Raw genomic sequence first — 17095 nt, 5'->3', positions numbered from 1 at the left:
GGTGTCAGCGCGGCGTCAGCCAGTGCCAGGCCAGCCACGCCAGCAAGACCCACAGCAGCACGATGACCACGGCGGCCGCGCGATTGCGCGGCCGTTGCGCATGGGTGGCCTGCCAGGCCTCGGCGCGGCCGCGGCATTCCTCGGTGACCGCGGGCGGAATCATCCGCAAGGCGAGCCAGATGCCCACCGGCACCAGCACGACATCGTCAAGGTAGCCCAGCACCGGGATGAAATCGGGAATCAGGTCGATCGGGCTGAAGGCATAGCCGACCACCAGCACCGCCAGCAGCCGCGCGCCCCACGGCGTGCCGGGGTGGCGGCTGCAGAACCACAGCGTCAGCAGGCTGGCCTTGAGCCGCCGCGCCCACTGGCGCAGGCGGCCTGGCGCGGCCGGGGTTGGCGCCGCATCCATGCCGGCGTGCCTTACCAGCCCTTGGTCTGCGGCGCGGCCGGCGCGTTGGCGGGACGCTGGCCGCCGGGGGTGCCCGTGGGCGCCTTCAGCGGCGGCGCCGGCACGATCGGCGTCTGCGGATAGAGCTTCTGCCAGCGCGACTTCAGGCCATTGGCGATCTCGGGCTGGTTGTAGCGCTCGGCAAAGTCGATCACAGTCATGCCCTGCTGGTTCTTCAGGCGCATGTCGGCGCCTTCGTCCAACAGCAGCTTGACGGTCTCGATATGGCCGGCGCGCGCGGCCATCATCAGCGGGGTGGTGCCGTTGGGCGACTCGGCGTCGATGTACGCGGCATGGTCGACCAGGTACTTGACCACGTCGTTATGGCCATTGGCGGCGGCATAGTGCAGCGGGGTCCAGCCGGTCTTGTTGATCTCGGCCTCCATCTCGTCGACCATCAGCTTGACCATGTCGAGCTGGCCGTGCAGCGCCGCCATCATCAGCGGCGTCTCCCCGGCGGGATTGGCCTTGTCGAAATCGATGTCCTTGGCGCGGATCAGCACCGTTGCCGCCTTGAGCGACTTCTCGCGCAGCGCCAGCACCAGCACCGGGTTGCCGCGGCTGTCGACGATATTGGGATCGACGCCCTTGGCCAGCAGCTTCTTGATGGTATTGGCGTCGTCGAACTCGACCGCCTTGCGCATGTCGTCGATGGGCGCGGCCTGCGCCAGCGTGGCCGCCGCCAGCACCATGGCGCCGGCGGCGCGGCGGAAAAACTTCAGGTCAAACATGAGCATTCCTGTCGATATGCTTGAATAGATTGAAGAAATTTTCCGTGGTTTGCTCAGCCACCTGCGCCACCGGCACGCCCCTCAGTTGCGCAATGAACTCGCCTACGTGGCGCACCCAGGCCGGCTCGTTGGTCTTGCCGCGGTACGGCACAGGTGCCAGGTAGGGTGAATCGGTCTCGATCAGCATGCGGTCCAGCGGCACCTTGCGCGCGGTCTCCTGCAGATCGGCGGCGCTCTTGAAGGTAACGATGCCGGAAAACGAGATATGGAAGCCCTGGTCCAGCGCCTGCCGGGCGACATCCCACGTCTCGGTAAAGCAATGCATCACGCCGCCGGCTTCGCCTGCGTTCTCTTCACGCATCAGGCGCAGCGTGTCGTCGGCGGACGACCGGGTATGGATGATCAGCGGCTTGCCGGTCTGGCGCGCCGCGCGGATATGGGTGCGGAAGCGTTCGCGCTGCCATTCCATGTCGGCAATGCTGCGGCCGTTCAGGCGGTAGTAATCCAGCCCGGTCTCGCCGGTGCCGACCACGCGCGGGTGCGCCGACAGCTCGACCAGGCGCTCGACGGACGGGTCCTCCCCCTCCTCATAGTCGGGATGCACGCCGACCGAGGCATACAGGTTGGGATGCTGCTCGGCCAGCGCCAGCACGCGCGGGAAGTCCTCCAGCGTCACCGAGATGCACAGCGCATGCGTGACCTGGTTGGCGCGCATGTTTTCCAGCAGTTCCGGCAGGCGCGCGGCCAGCTCGGGGAAATCGATATGGCAATGGGAATCGACAAACATGGGGAATCTCTTGTCTTCGGCCGCTCAGGCCGGCTGCCCGCCATCCACGCGGAGGCCGAGGATGATCAGGTCGCGCTCGACGCCGTCGAGCACGGCCACGCGCGGCAGGTCGCCCCAGCGGGTAAAGCCCATCGCGGCGAACAGGCCCAGGCTGGGGGCGTTGTGGCCAAAGATGAAGCCGAGCAGCGTATTTACGCCGACCGCGGGCGCATGGTCGATGGCCTGCTGCAGCAGGTAGCGGCCCAGCCCCTGGCCGCGGCGCTCGGCGTCCAGGTAGATCGAGACCTCGGCGGTGCCGCCATAGGCCGGGCGGCCGTAGAAATCGGAAAAGCTCATCCAGCCGGCCATGCGGCCGTCAGCGTCTTCGCAAACCCATAGCGGGCGGCGCCCGGGCTGGTGGGCGTCGAACCACGCCTGGCGCGAGGCCACGGTGACGGCTTCGGTGTCGGCGGTAACCATGCGCGAGGGCACGGTGCTGTTATAGATCGCCACGATGCCCGGCAGGTCGCGGGGCTCGGCAATACGCAGTGAAAAACGGGAAGAATTCATTAAAAATCAACGGATTGCGAAACCATCTTCGCAATCTTCATAAGGTTTGCGTGGGGCGCCCGGACTCCAGCAGCTTGCCCAGGATCTCCTCCACCGCGCGGCGCAGGTTGCGCCCGTTGTCGTCGTCGGGGAAGTGTACGCCGACGCCCGGGGTCTTCATCGGCGTGCCCGGCGGGGTGATCCAGGCCACCTGGCCCGCGATCTGGTACTTCTGCGGCCGGTCCAGCAGGGACAACACCAGGAACACCTGCTCGCCCAGCCTGAACGGCCGGTTCGACGGCACGAAAATGCCGCCGCGGGCCAGGAACGGCATATAGGCCGCGTACAGCCCGGCCTGGTCCTTGATCGACAAGGACAGCACATTGGGGCGCGATGCCGCGCCGCTGCCGGTCGGCGCGCCCAGCGGGGCGGTCGGTGGTGCCCCGGTCGCTGCAGTGTTCATGGTTGACCCCCTGAATGACGATGCTGCTTGTTGTTATGGCTTTGTGCTGCAATGGCGCTGCTTTATCGGAACAGCTGCCGGTACTCCAGGAATACTGCCTCCATCACCAGCCTTGCCGCCAGCGGATGATTCTCGCTGCGGCGATGCGCGGTCAGCCGCGCTGCATACGCCTGCAGCCGGTGCGCGTCGGTAGCCCCCGCACAGCGGGCCAGCGCGGCGCGCTCCTTTGGGAAGTAGTGCGGCGCGGTGCTGCCGGCGGCATCCAGCCGCAGCTTCAGCAGATCGTACGTCCAGCGCTGCAGGATGCCAAGCACGGCAGGCACCGGCAGCTTCTGCAGTTGTTCGGCGGCGGCGGAGGCGTCAAACGCGGCGCCCGCCCCCAGCTGGCTGACCAGCAGGCGCTGCAGCGGCTGCTCCTCGGCCTCGGCCGCGTGCAGCGCGGTCAGCGGCGCCCCCCCCGCCTGCGCCAGCTGGGCCTCGGCATCGGCAACCCCCTGGCCTTGCAGCCACGCGAGCGCGGCCTCCGGCGTCGGGCGTTGCACGGAGAACTGGCGGCAGCGCGACAGGATGGTCGGCAGGATACGGTCGAGCCGGTCGGTCACCAGCAGGAATACGGTCGACGGCGGCGGTTCCTCCAGCGTCTTCAGCAGTGCGTTGGCGCCCTCGGTCTGCAGCGCATCGAGCGGATACACGACCACCACGCGCAGGCCCGCGCGGTGCGTGCCGACGCCCACCGCATCGATCAGCGCGCGCACCTGCTCCATGCGGATGATCTTGCTCGGCGCCTTTTTCTTGCCGCCTTCGTCGGTATCGGGCTCGGCCGAGGCGTCCAGCGCCTCGGGGCGCACCACGGTGAAGTCGGGGTGATTGCCCTGGCTGAACCAGTGGCATGCGGAACACTGGCCGCATGGCTGGCCATCGGGCAGCGGCGCCTCGCACAGCAGGCCTTGCGCGAAATGCAGCGCAAGATCGCGCTTGCCGATGCCTTGCTGGCCATGGATCAGCAACGCATGCGGGAGCCGTTCGCGCAGGATGCCGAGTCGTTGCCAGTCTTCCTTCTGCCAGGGATAGAGCATGTGAATCAGGGAATATAGTGCCGTCAGATCAAAGGGTTGCGATAATCTGCTCGAGTTCTTCTCGAATTGCGTCGATGCTGCGCGTGGCGTCGATCACGCGGAAGCGTCCCGGCGCTGCGGCAGCGCGGCGCAGGTACTCATCGCGGGTGCGCTGGAAGAACGCACGCGATTCGGCCTCGAACTTGTCCGGCGCACGCGCCCCGGCCAGCCGCTCGCTGGCGGTTTCCAGCGGCACGTCGAACAGCAGCGTCAGGTCCGGCTGCAGGCCAGCCTGCACCCAGTCTTCCAGCACTTCGAGCCGCTGCGTCGGCAGGCCCCTGCCCCCGCCCTGATAGGCAAAGGTGGCATCCGTGAAGCGGTCGGAGATCACCCATTCGCCGCGCGCCAGCGCGGGGTCGATGACCTCGGCGATATGCTCGCGCCGCGCGGCGAACATCAGCAGCGCCTCGGTCTCGAGGTGCATTGTCCGGTGCAGCAGCAGCTGGCGCAGGTCTTCGCCCAGCGGCGTGCCGCCCGGCTCGCGGGTGGTGACCACGGCGGGAATGCCGGCGCGCGCGCGCAGCCGCGCCGCCACCCAGTCGATATGGGTGCTCTTGCCGGCGCCGTCGATGCCTTCGAAGGTGATGAATTTTCCGCGCATGGAATGCTTATTTGCCGCGCTGGTACTTGTCGACCGCGCGGTTGTGTTCGGGTAGCGAGTTGGAGAAGTGGCTGCTGCCGTCGCCGCGGGCGACGAAGTACAGCGCATCGGACGGCGCCGGCGCGGTGGCCGCCGCCAGCGAGGCCAGGCCCGGCAGCGCGATCGGCGTGGGCGGCAGGCCGGTGCGGGTGTACGTATTGTACGGGGTGTCGGCCTGCAGGTCGCGCTTGCGCAGGTCGCCGTCGAAGGCCTGGCCCAGGCCGTAGATCACGGTCGGGTCGGTCTGCAGCATCATGTTCCTGCGCAGGCGGTTGATAAACACCGCGGCGATCATCGGGCGTTCCGTGGCCTGCCCGGTTTCTTTCTCCACGATCGATGCCATCACCAGCGCCTCGTATGGGGACTTGTACGGCAGGTCGGGCGCGCGTGCGATCCAGGCTTCATTGAGGCGGCGCTGCATGGCGCGATAGGCGTGCTTGTACAGCTCGATATCGCTGCTGCCGCGCGCAAACAGGTAGGTGTCCGGGAAAAACAGCCCCTCGGGCGAAGTCTCGGCGGCGCCGATCGCCTTCATCAGTTCCGCGTCGGACATATCGCGCGTATCGTGGCGCAGCGCCGGGCTGGCGTCGACCGCCGCGCGCATCTTGCGGAATTCCCAACCCTCGATCACCGTGACCACGTAGTGCGTGACTTCGCCGCGCACCAGCTTGCCCATCACCGACAGCGGCGTGGCGCCGGTCTCGAATTCATAGCCGCCGGCCTTCAGGTCGCCTCCGTGGCCGGTCAGGCGCACCAGCAGGGCGAACAGCCGCGGGTCCATGGCGACGCCGCCGCGCTGGATCTGGCGGCCGACGCTGGCCACGCCGGAATTGGGCTTGATCACCACTTCGACCGGCGAACGGTTCAGCGCCAGCGGGTGATTGGCCCACCACGCAAAGCCGCCGGCGGCCGCCAGCGCGATTACCAGGACCGCCAGGCCCAGGCGAAGGAAAAAACGTTTCATGTATCAGGGTCGGGGTGAGACTGCGGCGCACCGGCCGAAAATCTCGTAGCCCCATATAATAACCGGCAGCCTCGCACCGACCATGCGCGGCGGCTCCGGCGCCTCTTGCGTACCCCGGCCGCGCGCGCCGCCACCGGTGCCTTTCCAACCCGATCCGTCCCGACCACCTGTCCCGACGATCGCCACGATTTCGCAATGCCAGTGATGAATGCCCAAGCCCCGGAACTCGCCGCCAGCCTTGAATCCCTGCAGGCAAGCGGAATCGTCTGCGCCCCCGCCGGGCTCGGACTGATCCGCGTGGCCGGCGACGATGCCGCCAGCTTCCTGCACACCCAGCTCACCAATGCGGTCGAGGACCTGAAGCCGGGCTCCGCGCGCCTGGCCGGCTACTGTTCGCCCAAGGGGCGCCTGCTCGCCTCCTTCCTGATGTGGCGCGATGCCGAAGGCATCGTGCTGCAGCTGTCCGCCGATATCCAGGCCGCGGTGCAGAAGCGGCTGTCGATGTTCGTGCTGCGCGCCAAGGCCAAGCTGGCCGATATCACGCCCGCCAGCGCCATCGTCGGCGTCGCCGGTGCCGGTGCCGCCGACGCACTGGCCGCCGCGAACCTGCCGGCGCCGGAAGCGGCCTTTGCCGTGGCCGAGGCCGACGGCGTCACCGTGATCCGCCTGCCGGACGCCGCGGGACAGCCACGCTGGCAACTGGTGCTGCCCGCCGAGCGCGCCGACGCCGTGCGCGCGGCGCTGGCCGGCACGCTGCAAGCGTCGCCGCAGGCGCTGTGGGACTGGCTGGAAGTGCAGTCCGGCCTGCCCCGCATCGTCGCCGCGACGCAGGAACAGTTCGTGCCGCAGATGATCAATTTCGAGCTGGTCGGCGGCGTGAACTTCCGCAAGGGCTGCTACCCGGGCCAGGAAATCGTCGCGCGCAGCCAGTACCGCGGCACGCTCAAGCGCCGCATGTGGCTGGTGCAGGGCGATGGCGAGGTGCCGGCGCCCGCGGCGGAGATCTACCGGCCGGAAGACCCCGGCCAGCCGTGCGGCATGATCGTCAACGCCGCGCCCGCGCCGCAGGGCGGCTGGGCCGGGCTGGCCGAGCTGAAGATCGACGCCGCCGGCAGCGCGCTGCGGCTGGGCAGCGCCGAAGGCCCTGCGCTGGCGACCGCCACCCTGCCCTACGACGTGCCACTGGGCGAAGCTGCCCAGGCGGCGGGCTGACATTTCGGAACCGGGACCTGCCATGAGCGACCACCTGTTCGTCTATTTCCGCGTGCCCGAGGCCGTTGCCGCCGAAGCGCTGCCGCTCTGGCACCGCTGGATGGAGACGGTTGCCGAGGCGACCGGAATTGGTGGTACGCTGATGCGCAGGCCCGAGACCCGAGCCGGCGTGCAGACCTGGATGGAATGCTACGCCGACGTGCCGCCCGCCTTCGATGTCACGCTGGCCGGCCTGTGGCGACAGAGCGGGCTGGACCAGTGGGTGGACGGCGAGCGGCAGGCCGAACACTTTATCGACCTGGACGTGCTGTAGCGTCCAGGAACTGCAGAAACGCGAAGTACGCCGGAATCCCCGCGCCCCCAGCGCCCCCGGCGGCAAAGGAAGTCGAACGATGTGCCTGATCCTGGTTGCCTGGCAATCCCACCCGGACTATGCCCTGGTCGTCGCCGGCAACCGCGATGAATTCTATGTCCGCCCCGCGGCGGCCGTGCACTGGTGGCAGGATGCGCCGCAGGTGCTGGCCGGACGCGACCTCGCGGAGGTCATCGGCGAGGCCGGCACCTGGATGGGCGTCAACGCCGACGGGCGCTTTGCCGCGCTCACCAATTACCGCGCCCCTTCCGAGAAACGCACCGACGCGCGCTCGCGCGGCGAACTGGTGGCCGGCTTCCTGCGCGGCCATGACGCGCCGTTCGATTATCTCGACGGGCTGGCCGGCGAGGATGGCTGCTACAACGGCTTCAACCTGCTTGCCTGCGACCTGCGCGAACTCTGGTGGTACAGCAACCGCTCGGCCACGCGCCAGCCGCAGAAGCTGCGCCCGGGACTGTACGGGTTGTCCAATGCACTGCTCGACACTCCCTGGCCCAAGGTGCGCAGCCGCGTGGGCGCGCTTGCCGAGGTGCTGGCGGCCGACAGCGGGCGGGCCGATGCCAGCGCCGAGCCCTACCTTCAGATGCTGGCCGACGAGCGCCAGGCGGCGGATTTCGAGCTGCCGTCCACCGGCGTCGCGCCGGAGTGGGAGAAGCTGCTGTCGTCGGCATTTATCCGCTCGGCGTCATACGGCACCCGCGCCAGCACGGTGCTGCGCGTGCGGCACGATGGCCGCTTCGACCTGAGCGAACGCAGCTTCGACGCCAGTGGCCGCATCGGCGAGGTGTCCTACCACGGCAAGCTGAACCTGCCGCGGGCTACCGGCATCGTGCAGGCGCCGCGCTGATTTCCGAAAGCGTCGTTCCCGCCTCCGCGGGAACGACAAACAACGACGCCTCAGCCCGCCAGCCGCTTGCGCATCTCGATATGCGGGATGCCGGCCTCTTCGAATTCCTCCCCTGACTGGGCAAACCCCGCACGCAGGTAAAACGGCGCGGCATGGGTCTGGGCATTGAGCACCAGTTCCGGGTAGCCGAGCTGCGCCGCCTTCTCCATCAGCGCCTGCAGCACCTGCGCGCCGACGCCGGTGCCGCGCGCTGCCTTCAGCACCGCCATGCGGCCGATATGGCCGTCGGGCAGCAGCCGGCCGGTGGCCACTGGCGTGCCATCCTCGGCCAGCGCCAGCGCGTGCCAGCTGGGCTCGTCCCATTCGTCCCATTCCAGTTCCACCGGCACGTTCTGCTCTTCGACAAACACGGTATAGCGGATCGCGCGGGCGCGTTCGCGCGCTTCGGACCAGGGGCAGATCAGGACGGAGACTGGCATGGTGGTTGGTGTCTTAGGCAGCAAGGTGTCCCGGCTTCCAGACCCGGGCGGGCGCCCATGATACGCCAGCCCCGGGCAAGTAGCGAAGCACCGAAATGGAGCATGCGCAACTCTTATCGCACCATATCAGGGTTTACGCGGGGTCGGCATCGCCTTAGCAAATTTGTATGATGACCTGATTACCGAATAACCCGGGGAATCCGCATGTTCCAGAAAGTCCCTGCCCGCGCCCTGACCGACAACGTCGCCGAACAACTGCTGGACAAGATCCAGAACGGCGCCTTTGCCCGCGGCGACAAGCTGCCAACCGAAGCGGTGCTGTCCGAAGAATTCGGCGTCAGCCGCACCGTGGTGCGTGAGGCGATTTCCCGGCTGAAGTACGAAGGCGTGGTCGAGTCGCGCCAGGGCAGCGGCGTGTTCGTGACGCTGCAGGCCGGCATCCGGCCGCTGCGCATCGACTACACCGACACCGGCACGCTGGAATCGGTGCTGCAGATCGTCGAGCTGCGCCGCGCGATCGAGGCCGAGGTGGCCGCGCAGGCCGCGCGCCGCCGCACCGATGCGTCGATGGCCGCCATCGATGCCGCGCTGGCCCGCATCGACGAGGAAGTCGAGCAAGGCGGCGACGGCGTGGCCGCAGACGTGGCCTTCCATCGCGCCATCGCCGGCGCCACCGGCAACCCCTACTTCCTGAAGACGCTGGAATTCCTCAGCCAGTACCTGGAAACGGCCACCCGCGTGACCCGGACCAACGAGGCGCGCCGCGCCGACTTCTCGCGCCAGGTGCGCGAGGAACACCAGGCCATCGTCGCGGCGATCCGCGCCGGCGACCCGCTGGCCGCGCGCAATGCCGCGCAGAACCACATGTACAACGCCGCCCGCCGGCTGGCCCAGCTGGGCGCCGATGAGAACGGCGCCGCCGACGACGAAGCCGCCGGCACGCGGGGCGTGTCGAACTGACGCCGTCCGCACCCTTCAAGCCTTTCCCGTATCAGATTCAGGAGTCTCTCTATGTCCAGGAATATCGGCGTCATCGGCCTTGGTGCCATGGGCTTTGGTGTCGCGCAGTCGCTGCTGCGTGCCGGTTTCAACGTGCACGCCTGCGACCTGCGTCCCGAAGTGCTGCAGCGCTTTGCCGATGAAGGCGGCGTGCCGTGCGCGTCGCCCGCCGAGCTGGGCAGCCGCTGCGACGTGGTGCTGACGCTGGTCGTCAACGCGCAGCAGACCGAGGCCGTGCTGTTCGGCGCCAACGGCGCCGTGGCCGGGATGCAGCCGGGCAAGCTGGTGATCGCCAGCGCCACGGTGCCGCCGGGCTTTGCCGAGACCCTGGGCCGCCGCCTTGCTGAAAAGGGCCTGCTGATGCTGGACGCGCCGGTCTCCGGCGGCGCCGCGCGCGCCGCCAGCGGCGAGATGACCATGATGACCTCGGGCCCCGCCGAAGCCTACGCGCTGGCCGAGGACGTGCTGGCCGCCATCGCCGGCAAGGTCTACCGCCTGGGCGCCGCGCACGGCGCCGGCTCCAAGGTGAAGATCATCAACCAGCTGCTGGCCGGCGTGCATATCGCTGCCGCGGCCGAGGCCATGGCGCTCGGCCTGCGCGAAGGCGTGGACCCGGACGCGCTCTATGACGTGATCACGCACAGCGCCGGCAACTCGTGGATGTTCGAGAACCGCGTGCCCCATATCCTGAAGGGCGACTACACCCCGCTGTCGGCGGTCGACATCTTCGTCAAGGACCTGGGCATGGTGCTCGACACCGCGCGCACCAGCAAATTCCCGCTGCCGCTGTCGGCCGCCGCGCACCAGATGTTCATGATGGCTTCTACCGCCGGCCATGGCGGCGAAGACGATTCGGCCGTGATCAAGATCTTCCCGGGCATCGAGCTGCCGGGCAAGGCCGAATAAGGAGCACCGACGATGACCGCGCTCCTGGGCTGTATCGCCGACGACTTTACCGGCGCCACCGACCTCGCCAACACGCTGGTGCGCAATGGCATGCGCACCGTGCAGACCATCGGCGTGCCTGAATCCGCGGCCGATACCGGCGCGGCCGACGCACTGGTGGTCGCGCTGAAGTCACGCACCATTCCCGCCGCCGAAGCCGTGGCGCAGTCGCTGGCCGCGCTGCAATGGCTGCGCGCGCAGGGCTGCCGCCAGTTCGTGTTCAAGTACTGCTCGACCTTCGATTCGACCGACGCCGGCAATATCGGCCAGGTCGCCGAAGCGCTGCTGAACGCGCTGGACAGCGATTTCACCATCGCCTGCCCCGCCTTCCCCGAGAACGGCCGCACCATCTTCCGCGGGCACCTGTTCGTGGGCGATGCGCTGCTGAACGAGTCGGGCATGGAGCACCATCCGCTGACGCCGATGACCGACGCCAGCCTGGTGCGCGTGCTGCAGCGCCAGAGCCAGAGCAAGGTCGGGCTGCTGCGCTACGACGCCGTCGCGCGCGGCGCGCAGGCCACGGCCGACCGCATTGCGTCGCTGCGCCACGACGGCGTTCGGCTGGCGATCGCCGATGCGGTGTCTGACGCCGACCTGTTTACGCTGGGCGAAGCCTGCGCCGGCCTGCCGCTGATCACCGGCGGCTCCGGCATCGCGCTGGGCCTGCCGGAGAATTTCCGCCGCGCCGGCCTGCTGCCGCAGCGTGGCGATGCCGACGCGGTCCCCGCCGTCGACGGCCCGGGCGTGGTGCTGGCCGGCAGCGCCTCGCGCGCGACCAACGGGCAAGTGGCGCACTGGCTGGAGCAAGGCCGCCCGGCGCTGCGCATCGACCCGCTCGCGCTGGCGCGCGGCGAAGCCGTGGCCGACGCCGCGCTGGACTTCGCCGCCTCGCACGACGAGCCGGTGCTGGTCTACGCCACTTCCAGCCCCGACGAAGTCAAGGCCGTGCAGGCCGAACTGGGCGTAGAGCGCGCCGGCCACCTGGTCGAGCAATGCCTGGCCACCGTCGCCGCCGGCCTGCTCGCACGCGGCACGCGCCGCTTCGTCGTCGCCGGCGGCGAAACCTCTGGTGCCGTGGTGCAGGCGCTGAACGTGCGAGCGCTGCGCATCGGCACGCAGATCGCCCCCGGCGTGCCGGCCACGGTCACGCTCGGCGCCACGCCGCTGGCGCTGGCGCTCAAGTCGGGCAACTTCGGCGGCCCGGCCTTCTTTGACGAAGCGCTGCGCCAGCTCGGAGGCCAATGATGAGCACCGAAAGCCAGCTGCGCGAAGAGATCTGCCGCATCGGCGCCAGCCTCTACCAGCGCGGCTATACCGTCGGCTCGGCCGGCAACATCAGCGCGCGGCTGGACGACGGCTGGCTGATCACCCCGACCGATGCCTGCCTGGGCATGATGGACCCGGCCGCGGTCGCCAAGGTCGCCACCGACGGCACCTGGGTGTCGGGCGACAAGCCGTCCAAGACGCTCACGCTGCATCGCGCGATCTATGACAACAATCCCGGGGCGCACGCCGTGGTGCACACGCACTCGACGCACCTCGTGGCCCTGACGCTGGCCGGTGCCTGGCAACCGGACGACGTACTGCCGCCGCTCACGCCGTACTACGTGATGAAGGTCGGCCATATCCCGCTGATTCCCTATCACCGGCCCGGCGATCCCGCGGTCGCCGCGCGCGTGGCCACGCTGGCCGCGCAGGTGCGCGGCGTGCTGCTGGAACGCCTCGGCCCGGTGGTGTGGGAGTCCAGCGTCTCGCGCGCGGCGTTCGCGCTGGAAGAACTGGAGGAAACCGCCAAGCTATGGATGATGATGAAGGACACGCCGGGCTTCGCCGCCCGCGCGGCGCTGCCCGACGGCGCACTGGCTGAGTTGCGCGACGCCTTCCAGGCGCGCTGGTAGCCCAACCACCCGTTTTTTCCGACTGACACGGCCATACGGATTTGAGCGGCGCGGTTGCCTTGCGGCCACCGTGCGGGGCACGCGCATGCCTGCGATTTGCCTGGCCGGCACACATTACTAGACCAGACTCACTCTACCCGGAGACCACCGATGCCATCCAATCAACCGGCGGCCAGCGTGCCCGCCTTCGACAGCCTGGGCGGCAACGCCCGGCTCGACACCGACACCCAGATCGAGAAGCGCGCCTACAACAAGGTGTTCTGGCGCATCATGCCGTTCCTGATGCTGTGCTACGTGATCGCCTACCTCGATCGCGTCAACGTCGGCTTCGCCAAGCTGCAGATGGGCCAGGACCTGGCCTTTTCCGAGACCGTGTTCGGCCTGGGCGCCGGCCTGTTCTTCATCGGCTACTTCCTGTTCGAGGTGCCCAGCAACCTGCTGATGCACAAGATCGGCGCGCGCATCTGGATCGCGCGCATCATGATCACGTGGGGCATCATCTCGGCGCTGTTCCTGTTCGTGCAGACGCCGACGCAGTTCTACGTGATGCGCTTCCTGCTCGGCCTGGCCGAGGCGGGCTTCTACCCCGGCGTGATCCTGTACCTGACCTACTGGTACCCGGCCAACCGCCGCGCCAAGATGATCGCGCTGTTCATGTCGGGCATCCCGGTCGCCGGCATGTTCGGCAACCCGCTGTCGGGCTGGATCATGGACGCCTTCAACGGCACGCATGGCATGAGCGGCTGGCAGTGGATGTTCCTGCTGGAAGCCCTGCCCGCGCTGGTCATCGGCGTGGTGACGATCTTTGTGCTGCGCGACAGCATCGACAAGGCACCGTGGCTCAGCGCCGATGAAAAGCGCGTGCTCAAGCGCAATATCGAGGAAGACCAGCAGAAGGCCGGCGCCGCCGCCGGCCAGGCGCACGGCCATTCGCTGGGCGCCGTGTTCAGCGACCGCCGCGTGTGGTGGATGTGCCTGATCTACTTCTGCTTCGTCACCGGCCAGTACGCGCTGACGTTCTGGATGCCCACGCTGGTCAAGGCCAGCGGCGTCACCGGCAACCTGAAGATCGGCCTGCTGTCGGCGATCCCGTTCCTCTGCGCCATCGTCGTCATGAACATCCTCGGCCACAGCGCCGATGCGCGCCAGGAACGCCGCTGGCACCTGATCGTGCCGGCGCTGATGGGTGCGGTGGGCTTTGCCATTGCCGCCTCGTTCACCAACAATACGACCGTGTCCATCGCTGCGCTGTCGCTCGCCGCCGCCGGGGTGCTGACCTGCGCGCCGCTGTTCTGGTCGCTGCCCACCGCGTTCCTGTCGGGCATTGCCGCCGCGTCCGGCATCGCCGTGGTGAACTCGGTCGGCAACCTGGCCGGCTTCGTGTCGCCGTACATGGTCGGCGCGCTCAAGGACCTGACGCAGAGCACGCAGCTGCCGATGTACGTGCTGTCCGCGATCCTGGTGCTCGGCGCCGTGCTGGTGTGGCTGACGCCGGCTAAACTGGTCAACCGCTGAAATCCGGCCGGTCCCGTCGCGCTGACCGCGACCGGGCCGGCTTCGTCCTACGCTCTGGAGTCCCCATGCCGCGCTTCGCCGCAAATCTCTCGATGATGTACAACGAGCACGCTTTCCTGGACCGCTTCGCCGCTGCCGCGGCGGACGGCTTCCAGGCGGTGGAGTACCTGTTCCCGTACGAGCACCCCGCCGCCGAGCTGCGCGCCCGCCTCGACGCGAACGGTCTCACCCAGGCGCTGTTCAACGCCCCGCCGGGCGACTGGGCAGCCGGCGAGCGCGGCCTGGCATCGCTGCCGGGGCGCGAGGCGGAATTCCGCGACGCCGTCGGCCGCGCGCTGGAATACGCCGGCGTGATCGGCAATGACCGCGTGCACGTGATGGCAGGCCTGGTGCCTGCCGACGCCGACCGCGCGCGCTACCGTGCCACCTACCTGGAAAACGTCGCTTTTGCCGCGCAGGCGGCCGCCGCGCAAGGCGTGACCATCGTGCTGGAGCCGATCAACACGCGCGACATGCCGGGCTATTTCCTGAACCGCCAGGACGACGCGCAGGCGATCTGCAAGGAAGTCGGCGTGGCCAACCTGAAGGTGCAGTTCGACTGCTACCACTGCCAGATCGTCGAGGGCGATATCGCGATGAAGCTCAAGCGCGACATGCCCGGCATCGGCCATATCCAGATCGCCGGCGTGCCCGAGCGCCATGAGCCGGACCTGGGCGAGCTGAACTACCCGTACCTGTTCGACCTGATCGACACGCTCGGCTACCAGGGCTGGATCGGCTGCGAATACCGTCCGCGCGCCGGCACGTCCGCAGGACTGGGCTGGCTCAAGCCTTACCTCGGCCGCTGATTACAGAACAACCACTGATCTCTTGCCATGAACGTACTGATTACCGGCGGCGCCGGCTTCCTCGGCCTGCAACTCGCCCGCCTGCTGCTGCAACGCGGCACCCTGAACCTGGACGGCAAGGCCGTTGCCTTCGACCGCCTGACGCTGCTCGACGTGGTCGCGCCGCAAGGACTTGACGATGCGCGCGTGCGCGTGGTGACCGGCGACCTGTCCGACCCGGCGGTGCTGCGCCAGGCCATCGACCATGACACCGGCGCGGTGTTCCACCTCGCCGCCGTGGTCAGCGGCCAGGCCGAGGCGGATTTCGAGCTGGGCATGCGCGTCAACCTCGACGCCTCGCGCGCGCTGCTCGAAACCTGCCGCGAACTGGGCCACAAGCCGCGCGTGCTGTTCACCAGCTCGGTCGCGGTCTATGGCGGCGAGCTGCCGCCGGTGGTGCAGGACGACACCGCGCTGAACCCGCAATCGTCGTACGGCGTGCAGAAGGCCATCGGCGAGCTGCTGCTGTCGGACTACAGCCGCCGCGGCTTCGTCGACGGCCGCGTGCTGCGCCTGCCGACCATCAGCGTGCGCCCGGGCAAGCCCAACGCGGCGGCCTCGTCGTTCGCCAGCGGCATCATCCGCGAGCCGTTGTCGGGCGTGGCGGCCAACTGCCCGGTGGCGCCGCAGACCAAACTGTGGCTGCTGTCGCCGCGCGCGGCGGTGGCCGCGCTGGTCAATGGCATCGAACTGGCCGGCGAACGGCTGGGCAACCGCCGCGTGATCAACCTGCCGGGGCTGTCGGTGACGGCCGCGGGCATGGTCGATGCGCTGCGCCGCGTGGCGGGCCATGCGGTGGCGGATCTTGTCACGTGGGAACGCGAAGAGCGCGTCGAGAAGATCGTCGGCACCTGGCCAGCTGCATGGAATGCGGAACGGGCGCTGTCGCTGGGGTTCGAGAGCGATGCCAGCTTTGATGCGGTGATCCGGGCTTATATGGAGGATGCGGGGGTGGGCAAGTAAGAATTTGCCGCCTTCGCTATGACGACGGCCTCCTCAGCTACTGAGAGCCTGTTCCCTCTCCCCTTGCGGGAGAGGGTTAGGTAAAGGGCGGGAGGGTCGCAGGTCGCGAGTCTCCTCATGGCCTCTCGAAATAGCGCTTTATGCGCAATTTCAGGAATGGAATCTTGGCGAAGGCTTTACGCGTGCTCACGGACGCTTCTCCGCCCATGCCAATCGTATACATGACACCATCGCGGCCCTTGAAATCTCCCTCGCTTGATTCCCAGCCACAGCATGCGAATTTCAGGGGCGTCACGTGAGCGAAATGGATCAGCCAATTCTCCACCTTCGCAATATCCTTTCCTTCGACGCGGTACACTGCCTCCAGTCTATCCATACCCAGATCGCTACTCTTGACCTGCTCACAACTGACGAATTTTACGTCTGGGCGTTGCAAGCCGAGTTGGCGCATGAAGTCGCCGCAGCCAAGAGGCGGCGCTGCATCTTCTGACGCCTTTGCATTTCCAAGGGCGGCAATCAGGCACAGCAGAAAAAACCATCTCACATCGTTACCTCGAGCAGTGCGACATACCTTCCTTTGCTATCCGGCAAACGGTGGGAAACAAGAAAATCATATAGCGAGTGTCTGGCATCATTGCTCCTCGTGCGAAATCGGACTTACCGAGGTATCAGTGAGCCGAAATCGACGACGAGAAGCAATCGGAAACGTCCTATTTGCAGTGACGTTTACAGAGAATTGAAACCAAGGCGTGGGCCGAGTCACCCCGCCGGCTTCACCACCTCATACCCCTCGATAATCTCCCGCACCACCCCCGGGATCGCCGCCGACTTCTGCGTCGCCGGATCCGCGCACACATAGACGATTTCACCGGTGATCAGGTGTTCGTCGCCCCGGTACATCTCGACCCGGAACAGCATGCTGGACCGCCCCAGCCGCGCCATGCGCCCGCGCAGTTCCAGCTCGTCGTCAAAGCGCGCCGAGGCGTGATACTCGAGCGTGGACTTGACCACGAAGATATCGACGCCGTGCGCGTGCAGTACATCCTCCGGATAGCGGATTCCCAGCGCACGCCAGTACTCGGTCACGCAGATATCGCAGTAAGTCAGGTAGTGCGCATTGAAGACGATCGACTGCGGATCGACTTCGGACCAGCGCACGCGCAGCGGGATGGTATGGCGGAACTCTTCTTTGGCCATTGACATGGTCTCCCTGGTTGTTTGTCGGGGCGATGCAAAGCATCAGGCCGCCGCCCCGCCGGCACAGGGCCGGCAGGCGCGGCGGCCTGGTTGAACGCAAT

At 67.8% G+C, this 17095-nt stretch carries 21 protein-coding genes; 10 read left to right on the top strand and 11 right to left on the bottom strand.

The genetic code is table 11. The features are described from left to right. Positions 1 to 4 precede the first annotated feature (4 nt). From JTE92_RS19370 to mltG, 8 genes are all read right to left on the bottom strand, one after another. Entirely contained in the window at positions 5 to 412 is a 408-nt protein-coding gene (locus JTE92_RS19370) for a YkvA family protein (protein ID WP_063241840.1), read from the bottom strand. A gap of 11 nt (positions 413 to 423) precedes the next feature. Continuing rightward, positions 424 to 1182 carry an ankyrin repeat domain-containing protein gene (locus JTE92_RS19365; protein WP_063241841.1) on the bottom strand — a complete coding sequence of 253 codons (759 nt, stop codon included), beginning with the start codon at positions 1180 to 1182 and terminating at the stop codon, positions 424 to 426. Then, the gene (locus JTE92_RS19360) at positions 1175 to 1969 is read right to left on the bottom strand and encodes a TatD family hydrolase (RefSeq protein WP_063241842.1); all 795 of its coding nucleotides are present in this window, start codon (positions 1967 to 1969) and stop codon (positions 1175 to 1177) included. Before JTE92_RS19360 ends, JTE92_RS19365 begins: the two co-directional genes overlap by 8 nt. Before the next feature lie 24 nt (positions 1970 to 1993). After that, positions 1994 to 2518 (bottom strand): GNAT family N-acetyltransferase, encoded by a 525-nt coding sequence (locus tag JTE92_RS19355; RefSeq protein WP_063241843.1) that lies wholly within the window; start codon positions 2516 to 2518, stop codon positions 1994 to 1996. 37 nt (positions 2519 to 2555) lie between these two features. Beyond that, positions 2556 to 2960, bottom strand: coding sequence for a PilZ domain-containing protein (locus JTE92_RS19350; RefSeq protein ID WP_063241844.1), 405 nt, complete (start codon positions 2958 to 2960; stop codon positions 2556 to 2558). A gap of 62 nt (positions 2961 to 3022) precedes the next feature. Then, the gene (locus tag JTE92_RS19345; RefSeq protein WP_063241845.1) at positions 3023 to 4036 is read right to left on the bottom strand and encodes a DNA polymerase III subunit delta'; all 1014 of its coding nucleotides are present in this window, start codon (positions 4034 to 4036) and stop codon (positions 3023 to 3025) included. Positions 4037 to 4064: 28 nt separating this feature from the next. Next, the gene (gene tmk, locus JTE92_RS19340) at positions 4065 to 4676 is read right to left on the bottom strand and encodes a dTMP kinase (protein WP_063241846.1); all 612 of its coding nucleotides are present in this window, start codon (positions 4674 to 4676) and stop codon (positions 4065 to 4067) included. 7 nt (positions 4677 to 4683) lie between these two features. Continuing rightward, positions 4684 to 5679 (bottom strand): endolytic transglycosylase MltG, encoded by a 996-nt coding sequence (gene mltG, locus JTE92_RS19335; protein ID WP_063241847.1) that lies wholly within the window; start codon positions 5677 to 5679, stop codon positions 4684 to 4686. Between the two features lie 195 nt (positions 5680 to 5874). Between mltG and ygfZ the strand changes: the two genes are divergently transcribed. The 3 genes from ygfZ to JTE92_RS19320 all read left to right on the top strand — a co-directional run bounded on the left by ygfZ (position 5875) and on the right by JTE92_RS19320 (position 8111). Continuing rightward, positions 5875 to 6891: a CAF17-like 4Fe-4S cluster assembly/insertion protein YgfZ gene (gene ygfZ, locus JTE92_RS19330; RefSeq protein WP_116386776.1), complete on the top strand. Its 1017-nt coding sequence runs from the start codon at positions 5875 to 5877 to the stop codon at positions 6889 to 6891. Between the two features lie 22 nt (positions 6892 to 6913). Continuing rightward, positions 6914 to 7204, top strand: a complete 291-nt coding sequence (locus JTE92_RS19325; protein WP_029048215.1) for a DUF4936 family protein — start codon at positions 6914 to 6916, stop codon at positions 7202 to 7204. A gap of 79 nt (positions 7205 to 7283) precedes the next feature. Beyond that, entirely contained in the window at positions 7284 to 8111 is an 828-nt protein-coding gene (locus JTE92_RS19320; protein ID WP_063241849.1) for an NRDE family protein, read from the top strand. Between the two features lie 50 nt (positions 8112 to 8161). Here the strand turns inward: JTE92_RS19320 and JTE92_RS19315 are convergent, their stop codons facing one another. Beyond that, the gene (locus JTE92_RS19315; protein WP_063241850.1) at positions 8162 to 8590 is read right to left on the bottom strand and encodes a GNAT family N-acetyltransferase; all 429 of its coding nucleotides are present in this window, start codon (positions 8588 to 8590) and stop codon (positions 8162 to 8164) included. A 204-nt stretch (positions 8591 to 8794) separates the two neighbouring features. Here JTE92_RS19315 and JTE92_RS19310 point away from each other — a divergent pair, with 204 nt between their 5' ends. The 7 genes from JTE92_RS19310 (at position 8795) to denD (ending at position 15797) form a co-directional block, all read left to right on the top strand. Continuing rightward, positions 8795 to 9550, top strand: a complete 756-nt coding sequence (locus JTE92_RS19310) for a FadR/GntR family transcriptional regulator (protein WP_063241851.1) — start codon at positions 8795 to 8797, stop codon at positions 9548 to 9550. 51 nt (positions 9551 to 9601) lie between these two features. Then, positions 9602 to 10495, top strand: a complete 894-nt coding sequence (gene ltnD, locus JTE92_RS19305; protein WP_063241852.1) for an L-threonate dehydrogenase — start codon at positions 9602 to 9604, stop codon at positions 10493 to 10495. A gap of 12 nt (positions 10496 to 10507) precedes the next feature. After that, positions 10508 to 11779: a 3-oxo-tetronate kinase gene (gene otnK / locus JTE92_RS19300; protein WP_063241853.1), complete on the top strand. Its 1272-nt coding sequence runs from the start codon at positions 10508 to 10510 to the stop codon at positions 11777 to 11779. After that, on the top strand, positions 11779 to 12432 hold the full coding sequence (gene otnC / locus JTE92_RS19295) for a 3-oxo-tetronate 4-phosphate decarboxylase (protein ID WP_063241854.1): 654 nt from the start codon (positions 11779 to 11781) through the stop codon (positions 12430 to 12432). The genes otnK and otnC overlap by 1 nt, the downstream gene beginning before the upstream one ends. Before the next feature lie 150 nt (positions 12433 to 12582). Beyond that, entirely contained in the window at positions 12583 to 13947 is a 1365-nt protein-coding gene (locus JTE92_RS19290; RefSeq protein WP_116386774.1) for an MFS transporter, read from the top strand. A 65-nt stretch (positions 13948 to 14012) separates the two neighbouring features. After that, on the top strand, positions 14013 to 14795 hold the full coding sequence (otnI, locus tag JTE92_RS19285; RefSeq protein WP_063241855.1) for a 2-oxo-tetronate isomerase: 783 nt from the start codon (positions 14013 to 14015) through the stop codon (positions 14793 to 14795). Positions 14796 to 14822: 27 nt separating this feature from the next. After that, positions 14823 to 15797, top strand: coding sequence for a D-erythronate dehydrogenase (denD, locus tag JTE92_RS19280; protein ID WP_063241856.1), 975 nt, complete (start codon positions 14823 to 14825; stop codon positions 15795 to 15797). A gap of 115 nt (positions 15798 to 15912) precedes the next feature. On the opposite strand, the gene JTE92_RS19275 is transcribed toward denD, so the two are convergent. Together JTE92_RS19275 and JTE92_RS19270 are read right to left on the bottom strand one after the other, a co-directional pair. Further along, entirely contained in the window at positions 15913 to 16341 is a 429-nt protein-coding gene (locus JTE92_RS19275) for a DUF4952 domain-containing protein (protein ID WP_147318560.1), read from the bottom strand. Between the two features lie 215 nt (positions 16342 to 16556). Further along, positions 16557 to 16994, bottom strand: a complete 438-nt coding sequence (locus JTE92_RS19270; RefSeq protein WP_063241858.1) for a YbgC/FadM family acyl-CoA thioesterase — start codon at positions 16992 to 16994, stop codon at positions 16557 to 16559. Positions 16995 to 17095 lie beyond the last annotated feature (101 nt).

Source organism: Cupriavidus oxalaticus (assembly GCF_016894385.1).
Taxonomy (GTDB): Bacteria; Pseudomonadota; Gammaproteobacteria; order Burkholderiales; family Burkholderiaceae; genus Cupriavidus; species Cupriavidus oxalaticus.
This window is presented reverse-complemented; position numbering and strand designations above follow the sequence as displayed.